We start from the raw sequence: 17,960 nt of genomic DNA on the forward strand, positions 1-17,960 counted from the left end.
TTGTTTAAATTAAGGACCCATCATGAGTTTGAATGCTGTTCCGGCAGGGAAAAATCTGCCAGAAGAAGTGAATGTAATCATCGAAATTCCTGCCCATGCAGATCCTGTTAAATATGAAGTGGACAAAGAATCCGGCGCGATCTTCGTTGACCGCTTTATGGCAACCTGCATGCATTACCCAACTAACTACGGCTACGTGCCTCACACCCTGTCGGAAGACGGTGACCCGGTAGATGTACTGGTTATCACACCTTTCCCTCTGCTGGCGGGCTCTGTGATTGCATGCCGTCCGGTTGCTGTACTGAAGATGACAGACGAGTCAGGTACAGATGCTAAGGTACTGGCGGTGCCAAAAGATAAGCTGTCCACTATCTACCGTGGTGTTAAGGATATCGAAGATGTGCCTGAGTTGCTGCGCAAGCAAATCGAACATTTCTTTGAGCATTACAAAGATCTGGAACCTAACAAGTGGGTAAAAATCGACGGTTGGGACAATGCTGAAGCCGCTAAAGCGGAAATCGTAGCCAGCGTAAAACGCTACGAAGAGACGCCGGATAAGCCAGCGTTTTAAGACGATGATAAAGACATAAATCAGGCCAGCTTTGCTGGCCTTTTTTATGCTGCCAGGGCTACAATTGCCGTCCGTTGTCCCGGCTTTGGGCCACTCATGCCGTCCTTACAAGCAATCCGCCAGAATCCGCAGTTTTTGCTGTTAGCCATGGCCTTTGTTATGCCGCTGACCTTTTCGGTCTGGAATGCCTTGCTGAATAACTTTGTCATCGACGCTGCACAGTTTAACGGTGCGCAAATTGGCATCTTACAAAGTTTGCGGGAAGTCCCCGGCTTTCTGGCCTTTACCGCCATCTTTATGTTGCTGGTGCTCAAGGAGCAGACCTTTGCGCTAATTTCACTGGCGTTGATGTCCATCGGCATCGCACTGACCGGCTGGTTCCCATTCGAGTATGGCTTGTATGCCACTACCGTGTTGATGTCCATCGGCTTCCATTATTTTGAAACCGTCAATCAGTCTTTGACTCTGCAGTGGTTGGATAAACGCCAGACGGCCGAGTTTATGGGGCGTCAGCTAGCGGTAAAAAGTTGCGCGTCGCTTCTGGCTTACGGTGCTATCTGGGTGTTAATGGAATGGTGGGGAATTAGCTACAACGCCATGTATATGCTGGCTGGAGGGGCGGGCTTATTGATAGTGCTGGCCCTGTGGTTGGTGTTCCCGCGTTTTTCCCAGCCGTCCACTCAGCATAAGCAACTGGTGCTGCGTCGTCGTTACTGGCTGTATTATGGTTTGACGTTTTTTAGTGGTGCGCGCCGACAGATCTTCGTGGTATTTGCTGCCTTTATGATGGTGGAGAAGTTTGGCTACAGTGTCGGCGAGATAAGCCTACTGTTTATGCTGAATTATGTGTTCAATTTGCTGTTTGCCCCGAGCATAGGCCGCTTTATCGCGCGGGTAGGTGAAAGACGTGCGCTGGTGGTTGAATATGTCGGGCTGATTGTACTGTTTATAAGTTATGGTTTGGTTGAAACGGCCTGGCTGGGTGCCACGCTCTATGTTATTGACCATTTGCTGTTTGCTATGGCCATTGCTATGAAAACTTATTTTCAGAAGATTGCCGATCCGCGGGATATCGCCTCCACATCGGGAGTCAGTTTTACCATTAACCATATTGCGGCGGTGGTGATACCCGCGCTGCTGGGCATAGTATGGCTGGTATCCCCCAGTATGGTGTTTTTTGTCGGCGCGGGCTTTGCCTGTTGCTCATTGTTATTGTCGTTAAATATTCCGGCCCTGCCCATGCCGGGAAATGAAGTACGTAAGAATCCGTTTGGCTGGGCTAACCAGCCGAACATGGCCGTTGAAAAGGTGTGAAGTGATGAGAAAACTACTGGTGTTCTTGGGTTTGTTGCCCATGCTGGCGATGGCCCAGGCCAAAGACTTGTATTGGGAAGATATGGTGCCTAAAGGCTACATTGCACCAGATCAGAACGTCAGCCACGACGGTGACAGCATGGCACAGATGAATCTGGACGCCCCGGTAGTGCAGGAATTGGACGGTCAGCAGGTACGTATTCCTGGCTTCGTGGTGCCGCTGGAAGGGGACGATGAAAAGCTCACAGAATTCCTGCTGGTGCCTTACTTCGGCGCTTGCATCCATGTGCCACCACCACCGCCGAATCAGATTGTGTATGTGAAATTTGAAAAAGGCACACCAGTTGAGAGCCTGTACGATGCGGTGTGGATAACTGGCACCCTGTCGACTAAGGGCTGGAGCGGCGATATAGCTACTGTTGGCTATAGCCTGCAAGGCGTTAAAGTCGAACCTTACGAATAAGTCTTTATCTGGTTTGTACTGGCGGTTGAGATTGTTCAGCCGCCGGTATAGATAAGCTCAGCGCGATTGAATAGCACCCAGGACGTCAGAATATATTTGTCGTTGCTGCGCGGTATCTGTCCCCTGTGGGTATGAGTAAAATACGCCGGAGCAATCACCATTCTGCCCACCTTGGGTCGTATTGACAGATCCTGATAATAAAAATCCGTCTCTCCGCCTTCCTCAACGTCGTTCAGATAAAACATAAACAGCAAAATGCGATGCAGCGCATCGTTGTCACCCGACTGCGGATACACTTCGGAATGCCAGTAAGGATAGCCTCCTCGCTCGGCTGGGTATTTTTGCGCGTTGATATCACCCAAACGAAACAAGTACTGCACCAGATTAGCCAGATTGGACCGACCGACCTCGTTAAAGTTGTCGGCGGTCAGTTTGACCGGCTCACCGGTTTGCGGATGGCGAACGGTCAGGCCGATGGGGCCAATCAGGGCAAAGAAGTACTTGGCGAAGTAGGCCATCACATGTCTGCTGGTGGCTTCCAGTACCTGTGGCAATAACGCCGAGAACTCACTATGACTGGTGATGGAAACGTCTTCACTGACTTTTTTACTGGTGTCTACACCACCACCGGTGCGCCCGGCGCTGCGGTGAGGGCTGTTGTTTATCTGTTTGACCAGTGCCTGACACAGCTCGGTGGGCAGCGCATGGTCGATAACTTCAATAAACTGACTCATGCCGGTTCTACCAGCAGATCCTGCAGTTTTGTTCGGACAGCGTCAGGAATAGCGGCAGAGGCCTGCGTGGCATAATCAAAATGCACCATAGTGGTCTGCCCTGATGCACAGCGCTGGCCGTCCTGCCAGACTTCCTGGTAGACCACAAAAGAGCTGTTGCCGATGCGGCTGATACCAGTTTTTAAGGTAACGGTTTTGCCGTAGAAGATCTGCTTAAGAAAATCGATTTTGTAACTGGCCAGGATGAGTGGCCAGTTTGCTAAATCCAGCTCGGGAGTGAAGATGCGGAAGATAGGTTCGCGGGCGGCTTCGAACCAACCGGCTAGCACCGTATTGCTGACATGGCGCAGGGCGTCGGTTTCGTAAAAGCGTACTTCAAAGTCCTGGCTTAACATCTTTTCTCCCTTGCATTGGCAGGGCCGCGACTTGTTGTCAAAACCGGCCCTGCAGATTGGTTCTGGAAGGTAATGCTGTTTGTTACCCCAGCATAGGTTTAAGGAAACGACCAGTATGCGACACCGGCGAGTTTGCTACTTGCTCAGGCGTACCCTGGGCAATAATCTGTCCGCCGCCGCTGCCACCTTCCGGGCCAAGATCCACAATCCAGTCTGCGGTCTTAATCACATCCAGATTGTGCTCTATAACCACTACTGTGTTGCCATGGTCGCGTAAGCGGTGCAGAACCTGCAACAGTTGCTTGATATCGTGGAAGTGCAGACCGGTAGTGGGTTCATCCAGAATATACAGGGTTTTGCCGGTATCCCTTTTGGAAAGCTCCTTGGCCAGTTTAACCCTTTGTGCTTCACCACCGGATAGGGTGGTGGCACTTTGACCCAGACGGATATAAGACAAGCCCACATCCATCAGGGTTTGCAGCTTTCTGGCCAGTGCCGGAATGGCATCGAAAAACTCACGGGCATCTTCCACTGTCATATCCAGTATTTCCTGGATGTTTTTGTTTTTATATTTGACTTCCAGGGTTTCACGGTTGTAGCGCTTGCCTTTACAAACATCACAAGGCACGTAGATGTCCGGTAAAAAGTGCATTTCCACTTTGATCACACCGTCGCCCTGACAAGCTTCGCAGCGTCCGCCTTTAACGTTAAAGCTGAAACGCCCTGGCTTGTAGCCACGGGAGCGGGCTTCCTGAGTACCGGAAAACAGCTCACGAATAGGGGTGAAAAGTCCGGCATAAGTGGCTGGGTTAGAGCGAGGTGTACGACCTATTGGGCTCTGGTCGATATCCACGACCTTGTCCAGATGCTCCATACCACGCACAGCTTGGTAGGGGGAAGGCTCACCCACAGTGGCGCCGTTCAGTTCTTTATGGGCGATGACATACAAGGTGTCGTTAATCAGAGTAGATTTACCCGAGCCGGACACGCCGGTAACGCAGGTCATCAAACCTATGGGTAAGCGCAGGTTTACTTCTTTGAGGTTATTGCCGGTGGCGCCATCCAGTTCCAGCCACAGGTTATCCGGGTTTTGGTTACGGGTCGCCGGAACCTCAATTCTCTCCCTTCCTGACAGATATTTCCCGGTAAGTGAATGCTCGCTTTGTTTTATGTCTTCCAGGCTACCTTCGGCAACAATTTCGCCGCCGTGTACACCGGCACCTGGACCGATATCCAGAATATAGTCGGCCTCACGAATGGCATCTTCGTCGTGTTCTACCACAATCACGGTATTGCCCAGATCGCGCAGGTGGATCAGGGTGCTGAGCAGACGTTCATTGTCGCGCTGATGCAGACCTATGCTCGGCTCGTCGAGTACATACATCACTCCCACCAAACCTGCGCCAATCTGGCTGGCCAGACGAATACGCTGGGCCTCACCGCCGGACAGGGTATCTGCACTGCGTGACATGGACAGATAATTTAAGCCCACATTGACCAGGAAATTCAGACGGTCACGGATTTCTTTCAGAATCTTTTCGGCAATCTGCGCCCGCTTGCCGGTGAGGGACAGGCTTTCGAAAAACGCCAGGGCCTCGGCGATGGACATATCTGTCACTGTGGGCAGGCGGGTTTCATTGATAAACACGTTTCGCGCTTCTAAGCGCAAACGGGTGCCGCCACAACTGCCACAAGGTTGTTGGCTGAGGTATTTGGCCAGCTCTTCACGCACTGCATTAGACTCGGTTTCACGATAGCGACGTTCCATGTTGGGCAAGATCCCTTCGAAGGGGTGCTTGCGTTCCATCACATCGCCACGATCGTTGATATAACGAAACTTAATGGAGGTGCCTTTGCTACCGTTTAGCACCACATCACGAGCCTTGGCGTCCAGCTCATTAAAGGGCTTGGTCAGATCGAACTGATAATGCTCTGCTACCGCTTGAAGCATCTGGAAATAGTAATAACTGCGTTTATCCCAGCCGCGAATGGCCCCCCCGGCCAGGCTCAGCTCCTCGTTAACTATTACCTTACCGGCATCAAAAAACTGGCGGGTACCCAGGCCGTCACAGGTCTGACAGGCTCCGGCCGGGTTATTGAAGGAGAACAGCCTTGGTTCCAGCTCTGCCATGCTATAACCACAGTGAGGGCAGGCAAAGTTGGCGGAAAAGACAATTTCTTGTTTGTTGGGCTCATCCATCCAGGCGATCTTGGCGGTACCACCGGATAGACCCAGAGCGGTTTCAAACGACTCTGCCAGACGAAGCTGCAGGTCGTCACGTACCTTGAATCTGTCTACTACCACTTCAATGGTGTGCTTTTTATGCAGGTCCAGGGCTGGCGGATCAGATAAATCACAGATTTCGCCGTCGATACGGGCGCGAATAAATCCCTGTGCGGCCAGGTTTTCCAGGGTTTTGATATGTTCACCCTTACGTTCCTGTACTACAGGGGCCAGCAACATAAGCTTGGCGCCCTCTTCCATGCTCAGCACTTTGTCGACCATCTGACTGATGGTTTGAGCATCTAAGGGTACATTATGCTCTGGGCAGCGCGGTTCGCCGACCCGGGCAAATAACAAGCGCAGATAGTCATAGATTTCGGTGATAGTACCTACTGTGGAACGTGGGTTATGTGAGGTGGATTTCTGTTCTATGGAAATGGCCGGTGACAACCCCTCAATATGATCCACATCGGGCTTTTCCATCATCGACAAGAATTGACGCGCATATGCCGACAGAGATTCTACGTAACGGCGCTGACCTTCCGCGTATAAGGTGTCGAATGCCAATGAAGATTTACCTGAGCCGGACAGACCGGTGATCACAATCAGCTTATCCCTGGGCAGGGTTACACTGATGTTCTTAAGGTTATGAGTGCGCGCGCCACGTACTTCTATTTTGTCCACAAAAACCACACCTGAGCAGGGGAAAGAAAACCCCTAGTATTGCATAATAGCCGCACCGGAAACGAACAAAATTATTGCTGAATTGACCGGGAAGCCCTGAAACCAGCGAGAAAATACTTGCTGTGGAGGAATTCAGTAATTTCATTCAGCCTCGGGGGCTGGCTGTGCTAAACTGCGCGGCCGAGTTGGAACCGCTGGTGGTTCCGGAATCTAAACCCGTTAGAAAACACCGATCTGCTGTGAATAATACCGAATTGCGTGGGGCCTTCTCCCTGGCCACCGTTTATGTGTTGCGTATGCTGGGCCTGTTTATGGTGATGCCGGTATTGGCCGTATTGGCGGTCAGTTACCCGGACTATTCGCCTTTATTGGTGGGCCTGGCTATCGGTGGTTATGGTCTGACCCAGGCGTTGTTACAAATTCCTATGGGCCTGCTGTCTGATCGACTGGGACGTAAACCTGTGATTGTGCTGGGATTAAGCTGCTTTGCATTAGGCAGCTTGGTGGCCGCACAGGCAGAAACCCTGCAATGGGTAGTGATCGGCAGAATTCTACAAGGTGCTGGTGCGGTAGCTGGTGCGGTGATGGCGCTGGCTGGCGATATCAGCCGTGAAAATCAGCGCCCTAAAGTGATGGCCATTATCGGCATTGCCATTGGCTTTTCTTTTTATCTGGCGCTGTTGCTGGGTCCACTGCTGGCTGAAAAATCCGGTCTGCCAGGAGTGTTCTGGTTTACCGCAGTGGCAGCTATCGCTTGTATTCCATTGGTCTTGTTTGTCGTGCCTAGCGCACAGAATCTGTCTCCCAGTGGGGATACCTTACCCAAACTTAGCGATGTGGGGAGTTTGCTTGCGGACAAATCCTTACTGCGATTGAATGTCAGTGTGGCGTTATTGCACTTGCTGATGACCCTGATGTTTGTCAATCTACCTAAACGTCTGGTAGGGCTGAACTGGCCGCTCGAAGACCACTGGATGCTGTACTTGCCGGTACTGTTGTTGTCTGTGTTGGCCATGGCGGTGTTGATGCGCTTCGGTAAACAGGGCAAGCAAGGTCCAGTAATTAATCTAAGTATTGTGCTACTTGGGGTTAGTCTTGCGGCCATGGCCTGGTTGCAGGCTCCGCTGGTGGCCCTGCTGCTGTTTTGCTGGCTGTTCTTTACCGGGTTTAATTATCTGGAGGCCAATTTGCCGGCTATGGTGTCAAGCCTGGCACCAGCAGGTAAAAAAGGCTCTGCCATGGGCGCGTATGCGAGTTTTCAGTTCTTCGGGGCCTTTGCCGGCGGAGCCTTGTCGGGTCTGTTAAATCAATATGCCAATGAACAATTCAGTTATATGCTGGCGGCTTTATTATGCCTTGTTTGGCTGGGGCTGATTCGTGGCATAGGTGGTGGTAGTATCCATTTAAAACGTTATTCTTTGAGCCTGAACAGCGAGGCGATGTCTGTTCAGGATAGCCTGGCGCTGGTTAGCCGCATGGCAGGAGTCAGAGACATTACCTTGGTTGAGGCTGAGCAAGTCCTGTATCTCAAAGTGGACAGCCGTGAATTCAATCTGCAGCAAGCCCGGCAGCAACTGGGTATTATAAGTTAAACTTCATACTAAAGTGACGCTGCGGCCAATTTGCCGAAACAGCGATTAAGAGGAGCAATTATGGCGAGCAAAGGCGTCAACAAAGTCATTCTGGTGGGTAATCTGGGCCAAGATCCAGAGGTCCGTTATATGCCTAACGGCAACGCGGTAGCCAACCTTACTCTGGCAACATCAGAAAGCTGGAAAGATCAGAGTGGTCAGATCCAGGAACGCACTGAATGGCACCGTATTACCATGTATCGTCGCCTGGCTGAAGTAGCCGGTGAATATCTGCGTAAAGGCAGCCAGGTTTATATAGAAGGTAAACTGCAAACCCGTAAGTGGCAGGACCAAAGCGGCCAGGATCGCTACACCACAGAAATCATAGCAGATCAGATGCAAATGTTGGGTAGCCGTGCTGGTGGTCAGGAAGGTGGTGGCCAGTATCAGCCTCGCCAGTCTCAGCCACAACCGCAGGCTGGTGGTCAGAGCCCAAACTATGCTCAGCCGCCTCAGCAAAACCAATACCAGGGTAATCAGTATCAGCAAAATGCTAATCAGGGCCGTGGTCAGCAAAACCCACCTGCCCAGCAACAGTCCAACAGCTCAATGCCAGAGCCGGACTTTGACTTCGATGATGATATCCCGTTCTGATTAAAAGAGGCCTCCGATGAGGCCTTTTTTATTGTCAGTCTTAAACCACCTCCTATGGAGATGGCTAGGCCAGTAAAGAAGCTGCAACATAGCGAGGGCAGCATCATTTCCCTTTCTTGATCCAGTTGGTGATACATAGGTTAAAGGTGGGGAAACGGTAAAAAGGATTAAGGATGTTGAAAATATTTCAGGATTTTTGATTTAGCACATAGAAACGTCAGACTGACGGCAGGCTAACCCGCATAAATACTGGTGAAAATGCTAATTGTCTGATGTAATTAGTTGAAATAACAATAAAGACAGCGCGCTATGGCCCATCTTGGCTGGAAAGATGTTGTAAAAAGCAGGTTTCGGAAATCTGCTGCTTTTTGCTCTGTTGGTCTGGAATTTGGCCAGCATGGAGTGATGCTGTCGTTATTGGCATTGAAGAAAGGGCAACCGTTTTGGGTTGCTCAGCACAAAATGGAAATAAAGGACTGGCCTCTTGCTCTGAGTAAGTGGGTTGAGAGTTACCGTGCTGCTAACACCCCCTGTCATTTGGTCTTTTCGACCAACCGCTACCAGCTGTTACAAGTTGAGCGGCCCCCGGTGCCTGAGCCGGAAATCTTACCGGCGCTGAGCTGGTCCGTTCGAGAGCTATTGGGTACTTCGGAAAAAATGCAGGTCGATTATTTTGATCTACCCGCGCAGCCGTCCGGCTCCAACAAAATAAATTTGGTCGCCGTACCTAAAAGTCTGGTTGAAGATGTGGTGCAAGGTGTTACCCAAGCTGGCTTACAGCTTGCCAGCATAGGTGTTGAAGAGCTAAGTCAATGTGATTTGCTCGAACCCCATCATGAGGCGCAAATTACATTGCTGCAGGAGCCGGGCGAAGAAATATCGCTGAGTATTATCAAGGACGGCAAGCTCTACTTTACCCGCCGGTTGCGTGGTTATGAGCAATTGAGCAGTTATGGACTGGAACAGATCCATCAGGGCATTGCGGATAGCCTGAGCCTCGAAATTCAGCGCTCTATGGACTATTTCGACAGTCAGTTGCGACAGGCGCCGGTTAAGCGGCTTTTGCTCTGTATTGATACGCCTTTTATGACTGACCTGGCGCAGTTGTTAAAAGAGGCGACCTTGCTGGATACACAGATTATTCAACCTCAATTGGCGCATGCCGAGGGCTTGAGCTTTACATCAGGCAGTTTGACCAGCCTGGGAGCCGCTATGCGTCAGCTGCGGGGAGAGGAAGCATGAAGTTTCGGGTAAACCTTTACTCGGAGGACATGCGCCCCCGCTATGAATTACTTACACTTCCCTTTGTACTGTCGGTCTGGGCTTTGGTTGCTGTTCTGCTGACGGTTGGCTGGTGGTACAGCGAACGCCAGCTAACGGAGTGGCAGGCTATTGCCGAACATGCCGAGCAGCGATTACAAAATCAGCGGGCACAAGTGGCAGCACAGCAGCAATTGCTGGGAAGGGAACCCAGCGAGGTTTTGGCCAAACGTGTATTGGCGCTGCAAAAACAGATTGATACCCAGCAGCATATTCTGACCATATTAGATCAGCAGGGCAGCGCGGGGCCAGGCTATGCGACTTTTATGCAGGACTTAGCCAAATACCACCAGGACGGCATCTGGTTAAATCAAATTCAGATTAATGGGGCGCATTTATCTCTCAAGGGCGGTGTACAGCATAGTGAGGCATTGCCGGCTTGGCTGGAGAAGCTCTCACAATCCCCTTACTTCCAGGGTAAAGAGTTTTCCAACGTGGCCTTGACCCGCGATGGGCAAGACAATTTGCAGTTTGTGCTCAGCTCAATGTTTCCCGGTCAAAAAGGGGGGAGACAATGAGTAGCTACCAAAAACTTAGCCAAGCCTTTTTGTCCCGCTCGCTCAGAGAGCGAGTGTGGCTATTTTTAGCGGGTTTGTTTGTGCTCTTGTATGGTGGCTGGTACTTGCTACTTGATCCCAGATTGACGGCATTAAAGGCTCAGCAGGACAGCCATCAACGCCGATTGAGTCAAGGCCATGGCTTGCAACAACAACTAAATGAATTGTTGGCAGCCAACGTCGATCCAGATGCGCCATTGAATCAGCGTATTAATGAGCTTTTGTCCGAACAGGAAAGGTTGCGACAGACCTTAGCAGAGCAAACCCGTCAGCTTATTCCGGCTAAGCGTATGAAGGAGGTTCTGCAGGAGCTGTTAGCCGAACATCCGGAGCTAAAGCTTATTGAATTGAGTTCGCAGCCTGCGGTTAATGTTATAGACCAAACCAATGGCGACAGTGAGCTGAGTTTGTACCGCCAAGGGTTGGTATTGATTGTGGAAGGACGTTATTTTGCCATCCAGGCATATTTGCAGCATTTGCAATCATTGCCCTGGCAATTTTACTGGCAGACCTTTGACTATCAGGTGGCTGAGTACCCCACGGGCCGGTTGCAAATAGAGCTTTATACCCTGAGCACGGGTAAAGCCTTTGTAGGAGTCTAACCTTGATATTGACCTCTGCTTATCTGGTGCTGCTATTAGGAACGGATGCTGTCGAATTACAGGATCCGACCAGGCCGCCGACAACGCAAAAAGTGGATGAAGCATCCTCTGGTGCAAATGCCGCATCGTTGCGGGTCAGCGCCATATTTATTGCCGAAGAACGGCGTTATGCCATTGTAAATCAACGTATTATGTATGTAGGTGACAAGTTGGGTGATCTTGTTGTGGCGGCGATCCACGCCGATGCGGTGCACTTTAGTGAGCATGGCCAAACTCGGGTAGTGGTGTTGAATGATACCAAGGTGAAGGACAATACCGATGAATTTTAAGTTCTCTGTACTGCTTACTCTGATTTGTTTGCTGACTGCCTGCCAGACGAATGATGGTGGCCAGACAACGGCGACACAGTTACAAAAAGCAGTGGATGAACAAGGCAGCTCGTCCGTTGTACCGGGTACTGCATTGCAAACACTCCCTAGTGAGGTGTCGGCGCTATTGTCCAATAGTGCGGGAATCAATGAACCGTCTGCTGGTTTGTTCAGTGAAGAGCGTTTTGATGTGAAAGCGGAGCAGGTAGCTGCCGCAGCGTTTTTCAGTGGCCTGGTTGAAGGCACCCCCTTCAGCGTGGCAATTCATCCCCAGGTGCAAGGCACTATTTCACTCGACTTGAAACAGGTGACACTGCAAGAAGCGCTGGATTTAACCGAAGAAATGTATGGTTATGATGTTCAGCGCAGTGGCAATGTATTTCGGGTATATCCCTCAGGCATACGCACAGAAACTTTCACGGTCAATTACCTGTTGATGACCCGTGATGGCACAACGCAATCCAGCATTATGTCAGGTGGTGTGTCACAGTTTGACAATAACAGTGCTAATAATGGCGGCGCTAACAACTTTGGTGGCAACAGCCAGACCGGCGGCAATCAATACAGCAACAATTTCAATGCCAACAACAATGTAAACGGCACGAATATTCTGACCCGCACGCAAACAGACTTCTGGAAGGATTTGAAAGAAGCCTTAATAAGCCTGGTGGGAGGGCAAGGCGGACGCAGTGTCATCGTATCGCCGCAAGCGGGCCTGGTTACCGTTCGCGCTATGCCTGATGAACTGCGCAGCGTGCGCGAGTTTCTATCTCGCTCACAACAAACTATTCAACGTCAGGTGGTGCTCGAAGCGCGGATTATCGAGGTATCGCTTAATGATGATTACCAGCAGGGGGTAAATTGGAATCAGGTGCTGGCCAATGTCGGCAGTACAGATTTTCGTTTTTCAACACAAGGCTTCACGGCGGTGAACAGCCTTACCAGTACCCTGGGAGGCGCTGCCAGCCTGGCGTTTGTGAACAAGGACTTCAGCGGGGTAATTAATTTGCTGTCAACGCAGGGCAATGTGCAGGTATTGTCCAGCCCGCGGGTGACGGCAATTAATAATCAAAAGGCGGTGATCAAGGTAGGCGATGACGAGTATTTTGTTACCGATGTGTCCAGCCAAAGCACCATCAGTTCTTCCACAACCGCAGTGACACCAAACATTGAACTCACCCCGTTTTTTTCGGGAATCGCCCTGGATGTCACACCGCAGATAGATGAAGACGGCAGCGTATTGCTGCACGTGCATCCCTCGGTTATTGAAACCGAAGAACAGGAAAAGGTCGTCACCCTGAATGAGGAAAAATTTGTCTTGCCTCTGGCGCAAAGCAATATCAGGGAATCCGATACTATTATTCATGCCCGCTCTGGTGAGATTGTCGTGATAGGTGGTTTGATGCAAACCATTATCAGCGAAAGCCATTCCAAAACGCCGGTTTTGGGCAATATTCCGCTACTCGGTGAGCTATTTAAAAATCGTCGGGAAGTGGAGCAGAAAAAAGAGCTGATTATTCTGCTCAGACCGACCGTCGTCGGGCCGGATACCTGGCGTAAGCAGTTAATGCAAAGCCGCGATCAGGTGCGTGACTGGATTGGTGAGAACTGACCATGTACTTGTACCACTTCGGCTTGCGGGAATTGCCCTTTACGCTGACGCCTAATACCAGTTACTACTTCGGCTTGCCCAGCCATAAGCAGGCCATTGAGGTACTGACCTTGGCTTTGAAAACCGGCGAAGGTTTTATCAAGGTAACGGGTGAAGTGGGCACAGGTAAAACCCTGCTATGTCGCAAGTTGTTGAATGAATTACCGGATCATTTTGTTTCTGCTTATATTCCTAATCCCTATTTGTCGCCAGAGGAACTGAGGTTGGCGGTGGCCAGAGAGCTGGGAGTCAATTTCGATGGCCCGGTCGATCAACAGCAATTTACCCAGCGTATTCAGCAGCGTCTTATCGATATTCACCGCCAGGGTCAGGCGGCCGTGCTTATCATCGACGAAGCGCAGGCTTTGCCGGTGGAAAGTATTGAAGCTCTCAGGTTGTTCAGTAATCTGGAAACCGAATCGCAAAAACTCCTGCAGGTGGTGCTGTTTGGCCAGCCAGAGCTGGATGCCAAGCTGGCGTTGCCCGAATTGCGTCAATTGAAACAGCGCATAGGCTTTAGTTATCAGCTATCCGCCATGGACCTGGACCAACTCACCCAATATGTACGACACCGTATGCAGGTCGCTGGTTACCGGGGGGGGGAAGTTTTCAGCACGGCCTGTTGCCGCAAATTGTTTCGCGCTTCCCAGGGTACGCCGAGACTGGTGAACGTGCTTTGCCACAAAGCCCTGATGTTGGCCTTTGGTGAAGGCAAGATGCAGGTCACGCCGACCCATATACAACTGGCAGTACAAGATACCGAAGCCGCTATTCAGTCTTCGCCTATCGGCTCCTGGTCATTGTTAGTGATTGTATTATCCGGCTTAGTGATGGCAGGGGCCGGTTATTGGCTATGGTTGAGGTGGCTATGAGCGTTGTAAATAAAATGCTCAAAGATCTGGAAAACCGCCAGGCAGCCCCGGCGGGTTTACAGGCCGAATATCAGCCACCCGCCCCACGTCGCTCGGTTTGGTGGCTGTTTGGGGTGTTACCAATAGCACTGCTGGTGGCATTGGCTTACTGGTTGATTCCACAATGGATACAGCCCGAGAAGGCAGAAGTTTCAGCACAGGTTGAGCCTGTCCGGTTAGCCAAACCGGTGGAGCGCGTAACCGAAAAGCAAGTTGAAGACGCTATGGTTCAAATCCAGGATGTTGAGCCGCAACCGCAACCGCAACCGCAACCGCAGCCTGCACTTGCTCAGACGCTGGTGTCTGAGGAACCTCAGGAACAGCAAAATCCCACCTCTGAGACCGCCACTGTAGTGGAAGATAAAGTACCTGTAGCTGAGGGTAAGCTAAGTATTTCCAAGCAAGCATCGGAGCAGGATCTGCAATGGGCAGGGCTTAAAGAAAGGGCAAAACATGCGCTGGCACAGAATCAGTTTGAATCGGCGCAAAAACTGTTAACCCAAATGCTGCATATGCAACCTCAACAACATGCCGTGCGTTTACGTCTGGCAGAGCTAATGTATGGGCTTGGCCAAGTTGGAGGCGCCAAACAGTTGCTGCAAGACGGGTTAGCAAGTTTCCAGGAAGAGCCGTCACTGCGGTTAATGCTGGCGCGTATGTTGGTTGGAGAGCAGCGCCAGACCGAAGCGCTGGTTTTACTCAAGCAACACCAGCCGTCAATTCTGGCTTATGCGGATTATTTCGCTCTGCGCGCGCAGTTGGCGCAGCAAGCCGGCGAGCTGTCGTTAGCGGTGCAGGATTACCTGTTGCTGAGTGAATATCAGCCACAGAAAGTGGAGTGGCGGATGGGACTGGCTGTCAGTCAGGATCAACAAGGGGAAGTTGAACAGGCTCGTGAGCATTACCTGTGGCTGCGTCACAGTGGCAAGCTCAATTCATCGCTACAAAGCTTTGTAGCGCAGCGCTTAAGTGCGTTGGAGGGGCAGTAGCTATGCAACCCAAACTTAAGATGCGTCTTGGCGATTTGCTGGTTCACGAGGGTGTTATCAGTGAAGAGCAATTGCAACAAGCGTTAAATGCTCAGCGTCAGTCCGGGCGCAAGTTGGGCCACACCCTGACGGATTTGGGACTGGTGAGTGAAAACCAACTGCTGACATTTTTGTCCCAGCAGTTGAACGTGCCTTTTATTGATATCAGCACTCGTTCCTTACCGCCTGAAACGATCAAACTATTGCCAGAGGTGCAGGCTCGTCGTTACCGGGCTTTGGTGCTGGAAAATAATCTCGAATACATTCTGGTCGGTATGAGCGATCCTGCCGACCTGGCAGCGCTGGATACACTGGCTAATTTGCTGAAAAAGCCAATTAAGGTGGCTGTGGTAAGGGAATCGCAACTGTTGTCGGCCTTTGATCGGCACTATCGGCGTACCGAAGACATTGCCTCTTTTGCCCAGGAACTGGCCAGTGAGCATCGTGAAGCCACTGATTTTGATTTTGCTGATATGGGCGCGGAAGAGGAAGATACCGCCGTCGCCAGATTGCTCAAATCCATATTTGAAGATGCGGTGCAAATGCAGGCGTCGGATATTCATATTGAGCCCGACGAACAATTGCTGCGTATCCGCTTGCGGGTGGATGGGGTACTGCAGGAAAACCTGATTAAAGAAAGCAACATCGCATCGGCCTTGGTGTTACGTTTGAAGCTGATGTCTGGTCTGGACATTTCGGAGAAACGTTTGCCTCAGGATGGACGTACTCATATCAAAGTCAAAGGCCATCACATCGATGTGCGCCTTTCCACCATGCCGGTTCAACATGGCGAGTCTGTGGTAATGCGTTTATTGGATCAATCCGCAGGCCTGCTTACTCTGGAAGAAACCGGCATGCCAGAGGCGATGCTGGTGCGTTTTCGTCAGCTACTTAAGCGTCCCCATGGCATGGTGTTGGTCACAGGTCCTACTGGCTCGGGAAAAACCACCACTTTATATGGCGCATTAAGTGAGTTGAATCAGCCGGGGGTAAAAATTATTACCGTGGAAGATCCGGTGGAATATCGCTTGCCACGGATTAATCAGGTGCAGATTAATCATAAAATCGGGCTGACCTTTTCCAATGTGTTGCGCACCACATTGCGACAAGATCCGGATGTCATCATGGTAGGTGAGATGCGCGACCATGAAACCTCAGAGATTGGCTTGCGCGGCGCTCTGACCGGTCACTTGGTGTTATCTACCTTGCATACCAACGACGCTATTAGCAGCGCTATTCGACTGTTGGACATGGGCGCGCCTGGCTACCTGGTGGCCAGCTCTTTGCGCGCTATCGTGGCCCAGCGTTTGGTCAGACGGGTTTGTATGCACTGTGCTGAACCCTATCAACCGGATCGGGACGAACTGTTTTGGCTAAGCAGTCTGGCGAATGATGTCAGCAGCATTGAATTCAAACATGGCAGAGGTTGCGACCAGTGCCATCAAACCGGCTACCACGGTCGTATCGGTGTCTTTGAGTTACTGGAAATGACCGAAGGCATGATGAGTGCACTTAAAGTTGCTGATACCAATGGCTTTAGCCTGGCCGCAAAGAAATGCAGCGGCTATCAACCTCTCTCAAAGGCCGCATTGGATTATGCCAGACAGGGCCTGACCACAGTTGAGGAAGTCTTAAAACTGGTGGAAATGGTGTTAGACGACCAGGCCATGCCTAAGGTAGCGGAGGCTAATAGCTGATATGCCACAGTTTGACTACCAAGCCCGTGCGCGAGACGGTTCAATGCTGACCGGTTCTCTGGATGCCCAGGATCAGGCCAGCGCCGCTCAAGTGTTATTAAACAGGGATTTGGTACCTATTGTTATTCACGCCAGTGTAGAAAAGGGCAAGTGGCAGATAACCTGGTTTCGATCCAAGGTAGGCCTGGACGGGTTGGTAATTTTTTCCCGGCAAATGTATTCGTTGACGAAATCCGGGATCCCAATTTTGCGGGCAATCGGCGGATTAGCTGAAAGCAGCAGTTCGGCGAGCATGCGCGAAGCTTTGCTGGATGTGGTTGAACATATGGAGCGCGGACATTCACTGTCTAATGCGTTGCACAGACACAAGAAGGTGTTCAATAGTCTGTTTGTCAGTGTTGTACATGTAGGGGAAAACACCGGTCGGCTTGACGAAGCTTTCCGCTTGCTGGCGCAATATCTTGAGCGGGAACAAGAAACCCGTAAGCAGATTAAGGCCGCCACGCGTTATCCGCTCTTTGTGTTAATTGCCATAGTGATTGCCTTGGTGATTATGAATATCTGGGTGATCCCTACCTTTGCCGGTATGTTTGCCAAGTTGGGGGCCGACTTACCTGCCATGACCAAAGTGCTTATCGGTATGTCCAATTTGTTTGTGCACTATTGGCATTTGATGTTGCTGGCTGTTATTGCTGCCTGGCTTATGTTGCGGCGCTATTTGCAAAGTGAGCAAGGTGCTCTGAACTGGGACAGATACAAGCTCAAGCTATTTGCTGTAGGCAGCATACTTCAGCGCTCATTGTTATCGCGTTTCGCGCGCAGCTTCGCCATGATGACCCGAGCAGGAGTGCCATTAACCCATGCCCTCAATCTGGTCGCCGATGCGGTGGATAACAAATATATGGCCAAGCAGATTCTGGAGATGCGCCGCAATATAGAAAAGGGGGAAAGCCTCTCAAGGGTTTGTGCAAGCAGTAAGTTATTTACCCCTTTAGTGTTGCAGATGATTAATGTTGGCGAAGAGACCGGCCGGGTGGATGAACTGCTCACCGATGTCGCCGAGTTTTACGAGCGTGAAGTGGAATATGACCTGAAGAGCCTGACCGCCAAGATTGAGCCGATTCTGATAGGTATAGTGGCGATAATGGTCTTAGTGCTGGCATTGGGGATCTTCACACCCATGTGGGATATGGCTAGCGCCTATCGGGGGAGGTGA

17 protein-coding genes are annotated in these 17,960 nt (G+C 50.9%); 14 read left to right on the top strand and 3 right to left on the bottom strand.

The window, feature by feature from the left end:
• Positions 1 to 22 precede the first annotated feature (22 nt).
• The 3 genes from ppa to J0A65_RS05325 all read left to right on the top strand — a co-directional run bounded on the left by ppa (position 23) and on the right by J0A65_RS05325 (position 2,348).
• Positions 23 to 571 (top strand): inorganic diphosphatase, encoded by a 549-nt coding sequence (gene ppa, locus J0A65_RS05315; RefSeq protein WP_206593088.1) that lies wholly within the window; start codon positions 23 to 25, stop codon positions 569 to 571.
• Between the two features lie 96 nt (positions 572 to 667).
• Positions 668 to 1,885 (top strand): MFS transporter, encoded by a 1,218-nt coding sequence (locus J0A65_RS05320; protein WP_206593089.1) that lies wholly within the window; start codon positions 668 to 670, stop codon positions 1,883 to 1,885.
• Positions 1,886 to 1,889: 4 nt separating this feature from the next.
• Complete coding sequence (locus J0A65_RS05325) at positions 1,890 to 2,348, top strand: DUF3299 domain-containing protein (protein WP_206593090.1); 459 nt, start codon at positions 1,890 to 1,892, stop codon at positions 2,346 to 2,348.
• 35 nt (positions 2,349 to 2,383) lie between these two features.
• Here the strand turns inward: J0A65_RS05325 and J0A65_RS05330 are convergent, their stop codons facing one another.
• From J0A65_RS05330 to uvrA, 3 genes are all read right to left on the bottom strand, one after another.
• Positions 2,384 to 3,082, bottom strand: coding sequence for a 2OG-Fe(II) oxygenase (locus tag J0A65_RS05330; protein WP_206593091.1), 699 nt, complete (start codon positions 3,080 to 3,082; stop codon positions 2,384 to 2,386).
• Positions 3,079 to 3,477, bottom strand: a complete 399-nt coding sequence (locus J0A65_RS05335) for an acyl-CoA thioesterase (protein WP_206593092.1) — start codon at positions 3,475 to 3,477, stop codon at positions 3,079 to 3,081. The genes J0A65_RS05330 and J0A65_RS05335 overlap by 4 nt, the downstream gene beginning before the upstream one ends.
• An 82-nt stretch (positions 3,478 to 3,559) precedes the next feature.
• Positions 3,560 to 6,385 (bottom strand): excinuclease ABC subunit UvrA, encoded by a 2,826-nt coding sequence (uvrA, locus tag J0A65_RS05340; protein WP_206593093.1) that lies wholly within the window; start codon positions 6,383 to 6,385, stop codon positions 3,560 to 3,562.
• A gap of 239 nt (positions 6,386 to 6,624) precedes the next feature.
• Between uvrA and J0A65_RS05345 the strand changes: the two genes are divergently transcribed.
• The 11 genes from J0A65_RS05345 to J0A65_RS05395 all read left to right on the top strand — a co-directional run bounded on the left by J0A65_RS05345 (position 6,625) and on the right by J0A65_RS05395 (position 17,960).
• Positions 6,625 to 7,977 (top strand): MFS transporter, encoded by a 1,353-nt coding sequence (locus J0A65_RS05345; protein ID WP_206593094.1) that lies wholly within the window; start codon positions 6,625 to 6,627, stop codon positions 7,975 to 7,977.
• A gap of 60 nt (positions 7,978 to 8,037) precedes the next feature.
• Complete coding sequence (ssb, locus tag J0A65_RS05350) at positions 8,038 to 8,610, top strand: single-stranded DNA-binding protein (protein ID WP_206593095.1); 573 nt, start codon at positions 8,038 to 8,040, stop codon at positions 8,608 to 8,610.
• 405 nt (positions 8,611 to 9,015) lie between these two features.
• Positions 9,016 to 9,852, top strand: coding sequence for a type IV pilus biogenesis protein PilM (gene pilM, locus J0A65_RS05355; RefSeq protein ID WP_206593096.1), 837 nt, complete (start codon positions 9,016 to 9,018; stop codon positions 9,850 to 9,852).
• Positions 9,849 to 10,448: a PilN domain-containing protein gene (locus tag J0A65_RS05360; protein WP_206593097.1), complete on the top strand. Its 600-nt coding sequence runs from the start codon at positions 9,849 to 9,851 to the stop codon at positions 10,446 to 10,448. Before pilM ends, J0A65_RS05360 begins: the two co-directional genes overlap by 4 nt.
• Complete coding sequence (gene gspM, locus J0A65_RS05365) at positions 10,445 to 11,089, top strand: type II secretion system protein GspM (protein ID WP_206593098.1); 645 nt, start codon at positions 10,445 to 10,447, stop codon at positions 11,087 to 11,089. The genes J0A65_RS05360 and gspM overlap by 4 nt, the downstream gene beginning before the upstream one ends.
• Positions 11,090 to 11,091: 2 nt before the next feature.
• A complete protein-coding gene (locus J0A65_RS05370; RefSeq protein WP_206593099.1) occupies positions 11,092 to 11,418 on the top strand; it encodes a hypothetical protein in 327 nt (108 codons plus the stop codon).
• Positions 11,408 to 13,069 carry a pilus (MSHA type) biogenesis protein MshL gene (gene mshL / locus J0A65_RS05375; protein ID WP_206593100.1) on the top strand — a complete coding sequence of 554 codons (1,662 nt, stop codon included), beginning with the start codon at positions 11,408 to 11,410 and terminating at the stop codon, positions 13,067 to 13,069. The genes J0A65_RS05370 and mshL overlap by 11 nt, the downstream gene beginning before the upstream one ends.
• Before the next feature lie 2 nt (positions 13,070 to 13,071).
• Entirely contained in the window at positions 13,072 to 13,980 is a 909-nt protein-coding gene (locus J0A65_RS05380) for an ExeA family protein (RefSeq protein WP_206593101.1), read from the top strand.
• A complete protein-coding gene (locus tag J0A65_RS05385; RefSeq protein ID WP_206593102.1) occupies positions 13,977 to 15,008 on the top strand; it encodes a tetratricopeptide repeat protein in 1,032 nt (343 codons plus the stop codon). Before J0A65_RS05380 ends, J0A65_RS05385 begins: the two co-directional genes overlap by 4 nt.
• Positions 15,009 to 15,010: 2 nt before the next feature.
• Positions 15,011 to 16,744 (top strand): GspE/PulE family protein, encoded by a 1,734-nt coding sequence (locus J0A65_RS05390; protein ID WP_206593103.1) that lies wholly within the window; start codon positions 15,011 to 15,013, stop codon positions 16,742 to 16,744.
• Between the two features lies 1 nt (position 16,745).
• The gene (locus J0A65_RS05395; protein ID WP_206593104.1) at positions 16,746 to 17,960 is read left to right on the top strand and encodes a type II secretion system F family protein; all 1,215 of its coding nucleotides are present in this window, start codon (positions 16,746 to 16,748) and stop codon (positions 17,958 to 17,960) included.

The sequence above is a fragment of the Bowmanella yangjiangensis genome (genome assembly GCF_017255015.1).
GTDB classification, from domain to species: Bacteria; Pseudomonadota; Gammaproteobacteria; order Enterobacterales; family Alteromonadaceae; genus Bowmanella; species Bowmanella yangjiangensis.

Coding starts and splice junctions, on each gene's coding strand:
- ssb (WP_206593095.1), top strand. CDS start 8,038: ATGGCGAGCAAAGGCGTCAACAAAGTCATTCTGGTGGGTAATCTGGGC.
- J0A65_RS05330 (WP_206593091.1), bottom strand. CDS start 3,082: ATGAGTCAGTTTATTGAAGTTATCGACCATGCGCTGCCCACCGAGCTG.
- mshL (WP_206593100.1), top strand. CDS start 11,408: ATGAATTTTAAGTTCTCTGTACTGCTTACTCTGATTTGTTTGCTGACT.
- gspM (WP_206593098.1), top strand. CDS start 10,445: ATGAGTAGCTACCAAAAACTTAGCCAAGCCTTTTTGTCCCGCTCGCTC.
- J0A65_RS05335 (WP_206593092.1), bottom strand. CDS start 3,477: ATGTTAAGCCAGGACTTTGAAGTACGCTTTTACGAAACCGACGCCCTG.
- J0A65_RS05320 (WP_206593089.1), top strand. CDS start 668: ATGCCGTCCTTACAAGCAATCCGCCAGAATCCGCAGTTTTTGCTGTTA.
- J0A65_RS05380 (WP_206593101.1), top strand. CDS start 13,072: ATGTACTTGTACCACTTCGGCTTGCGGGAATTGCCCTTTACGCTGACG.
- J0A65_RS05395 (WP_206593104.1), top strand. CDS start 16,746: ATGCCACAGTTTGACTACCAAGCCCGTGCGCGAGACGGTTCAATGCTG.
- J0A65_RS05390 (WP_206593103.1), top strand. CDS start 15,011: ATGCAACCCAAACTTAAGATGCGTCTTGGCGATTTGCTGGTTCACGAG.
- J0A65_RS05325 (WP_206593090.1), top strand. CDS start 1,890: ATGAGAAAACTACTGGTGTTCTTGGGTTTGTTGCCCATGCTGGCGATG.
- J0A65_RS05385 (WP_206593102.1), top strand. CDS start 13,977: ATGAGCGTTGTAAATAAAATGCTCAAAGATCTGGAAAACCGCCAGGCA.
- J0A65_RS05360 (WP_206593097.1), top strand. CDS start 9,849: ATGAAGTTTCGGGTAAACCTTTACTCGGAGGACATGCGCCCCCGCTAT.
- ppa (WP_206593088.1), top strand. CDS start 23: ATGAGTTTGAATGCTGTTCCGGCAGGGAAAAATCTGCCAGAAGAAGTG.
- pilM (WP_206593096.1), top strand. CDS start 9,016: ATGCTGTCGTTATTGGCATTGAAGAAAGGGCAACCGTTTTGGGTTGCT.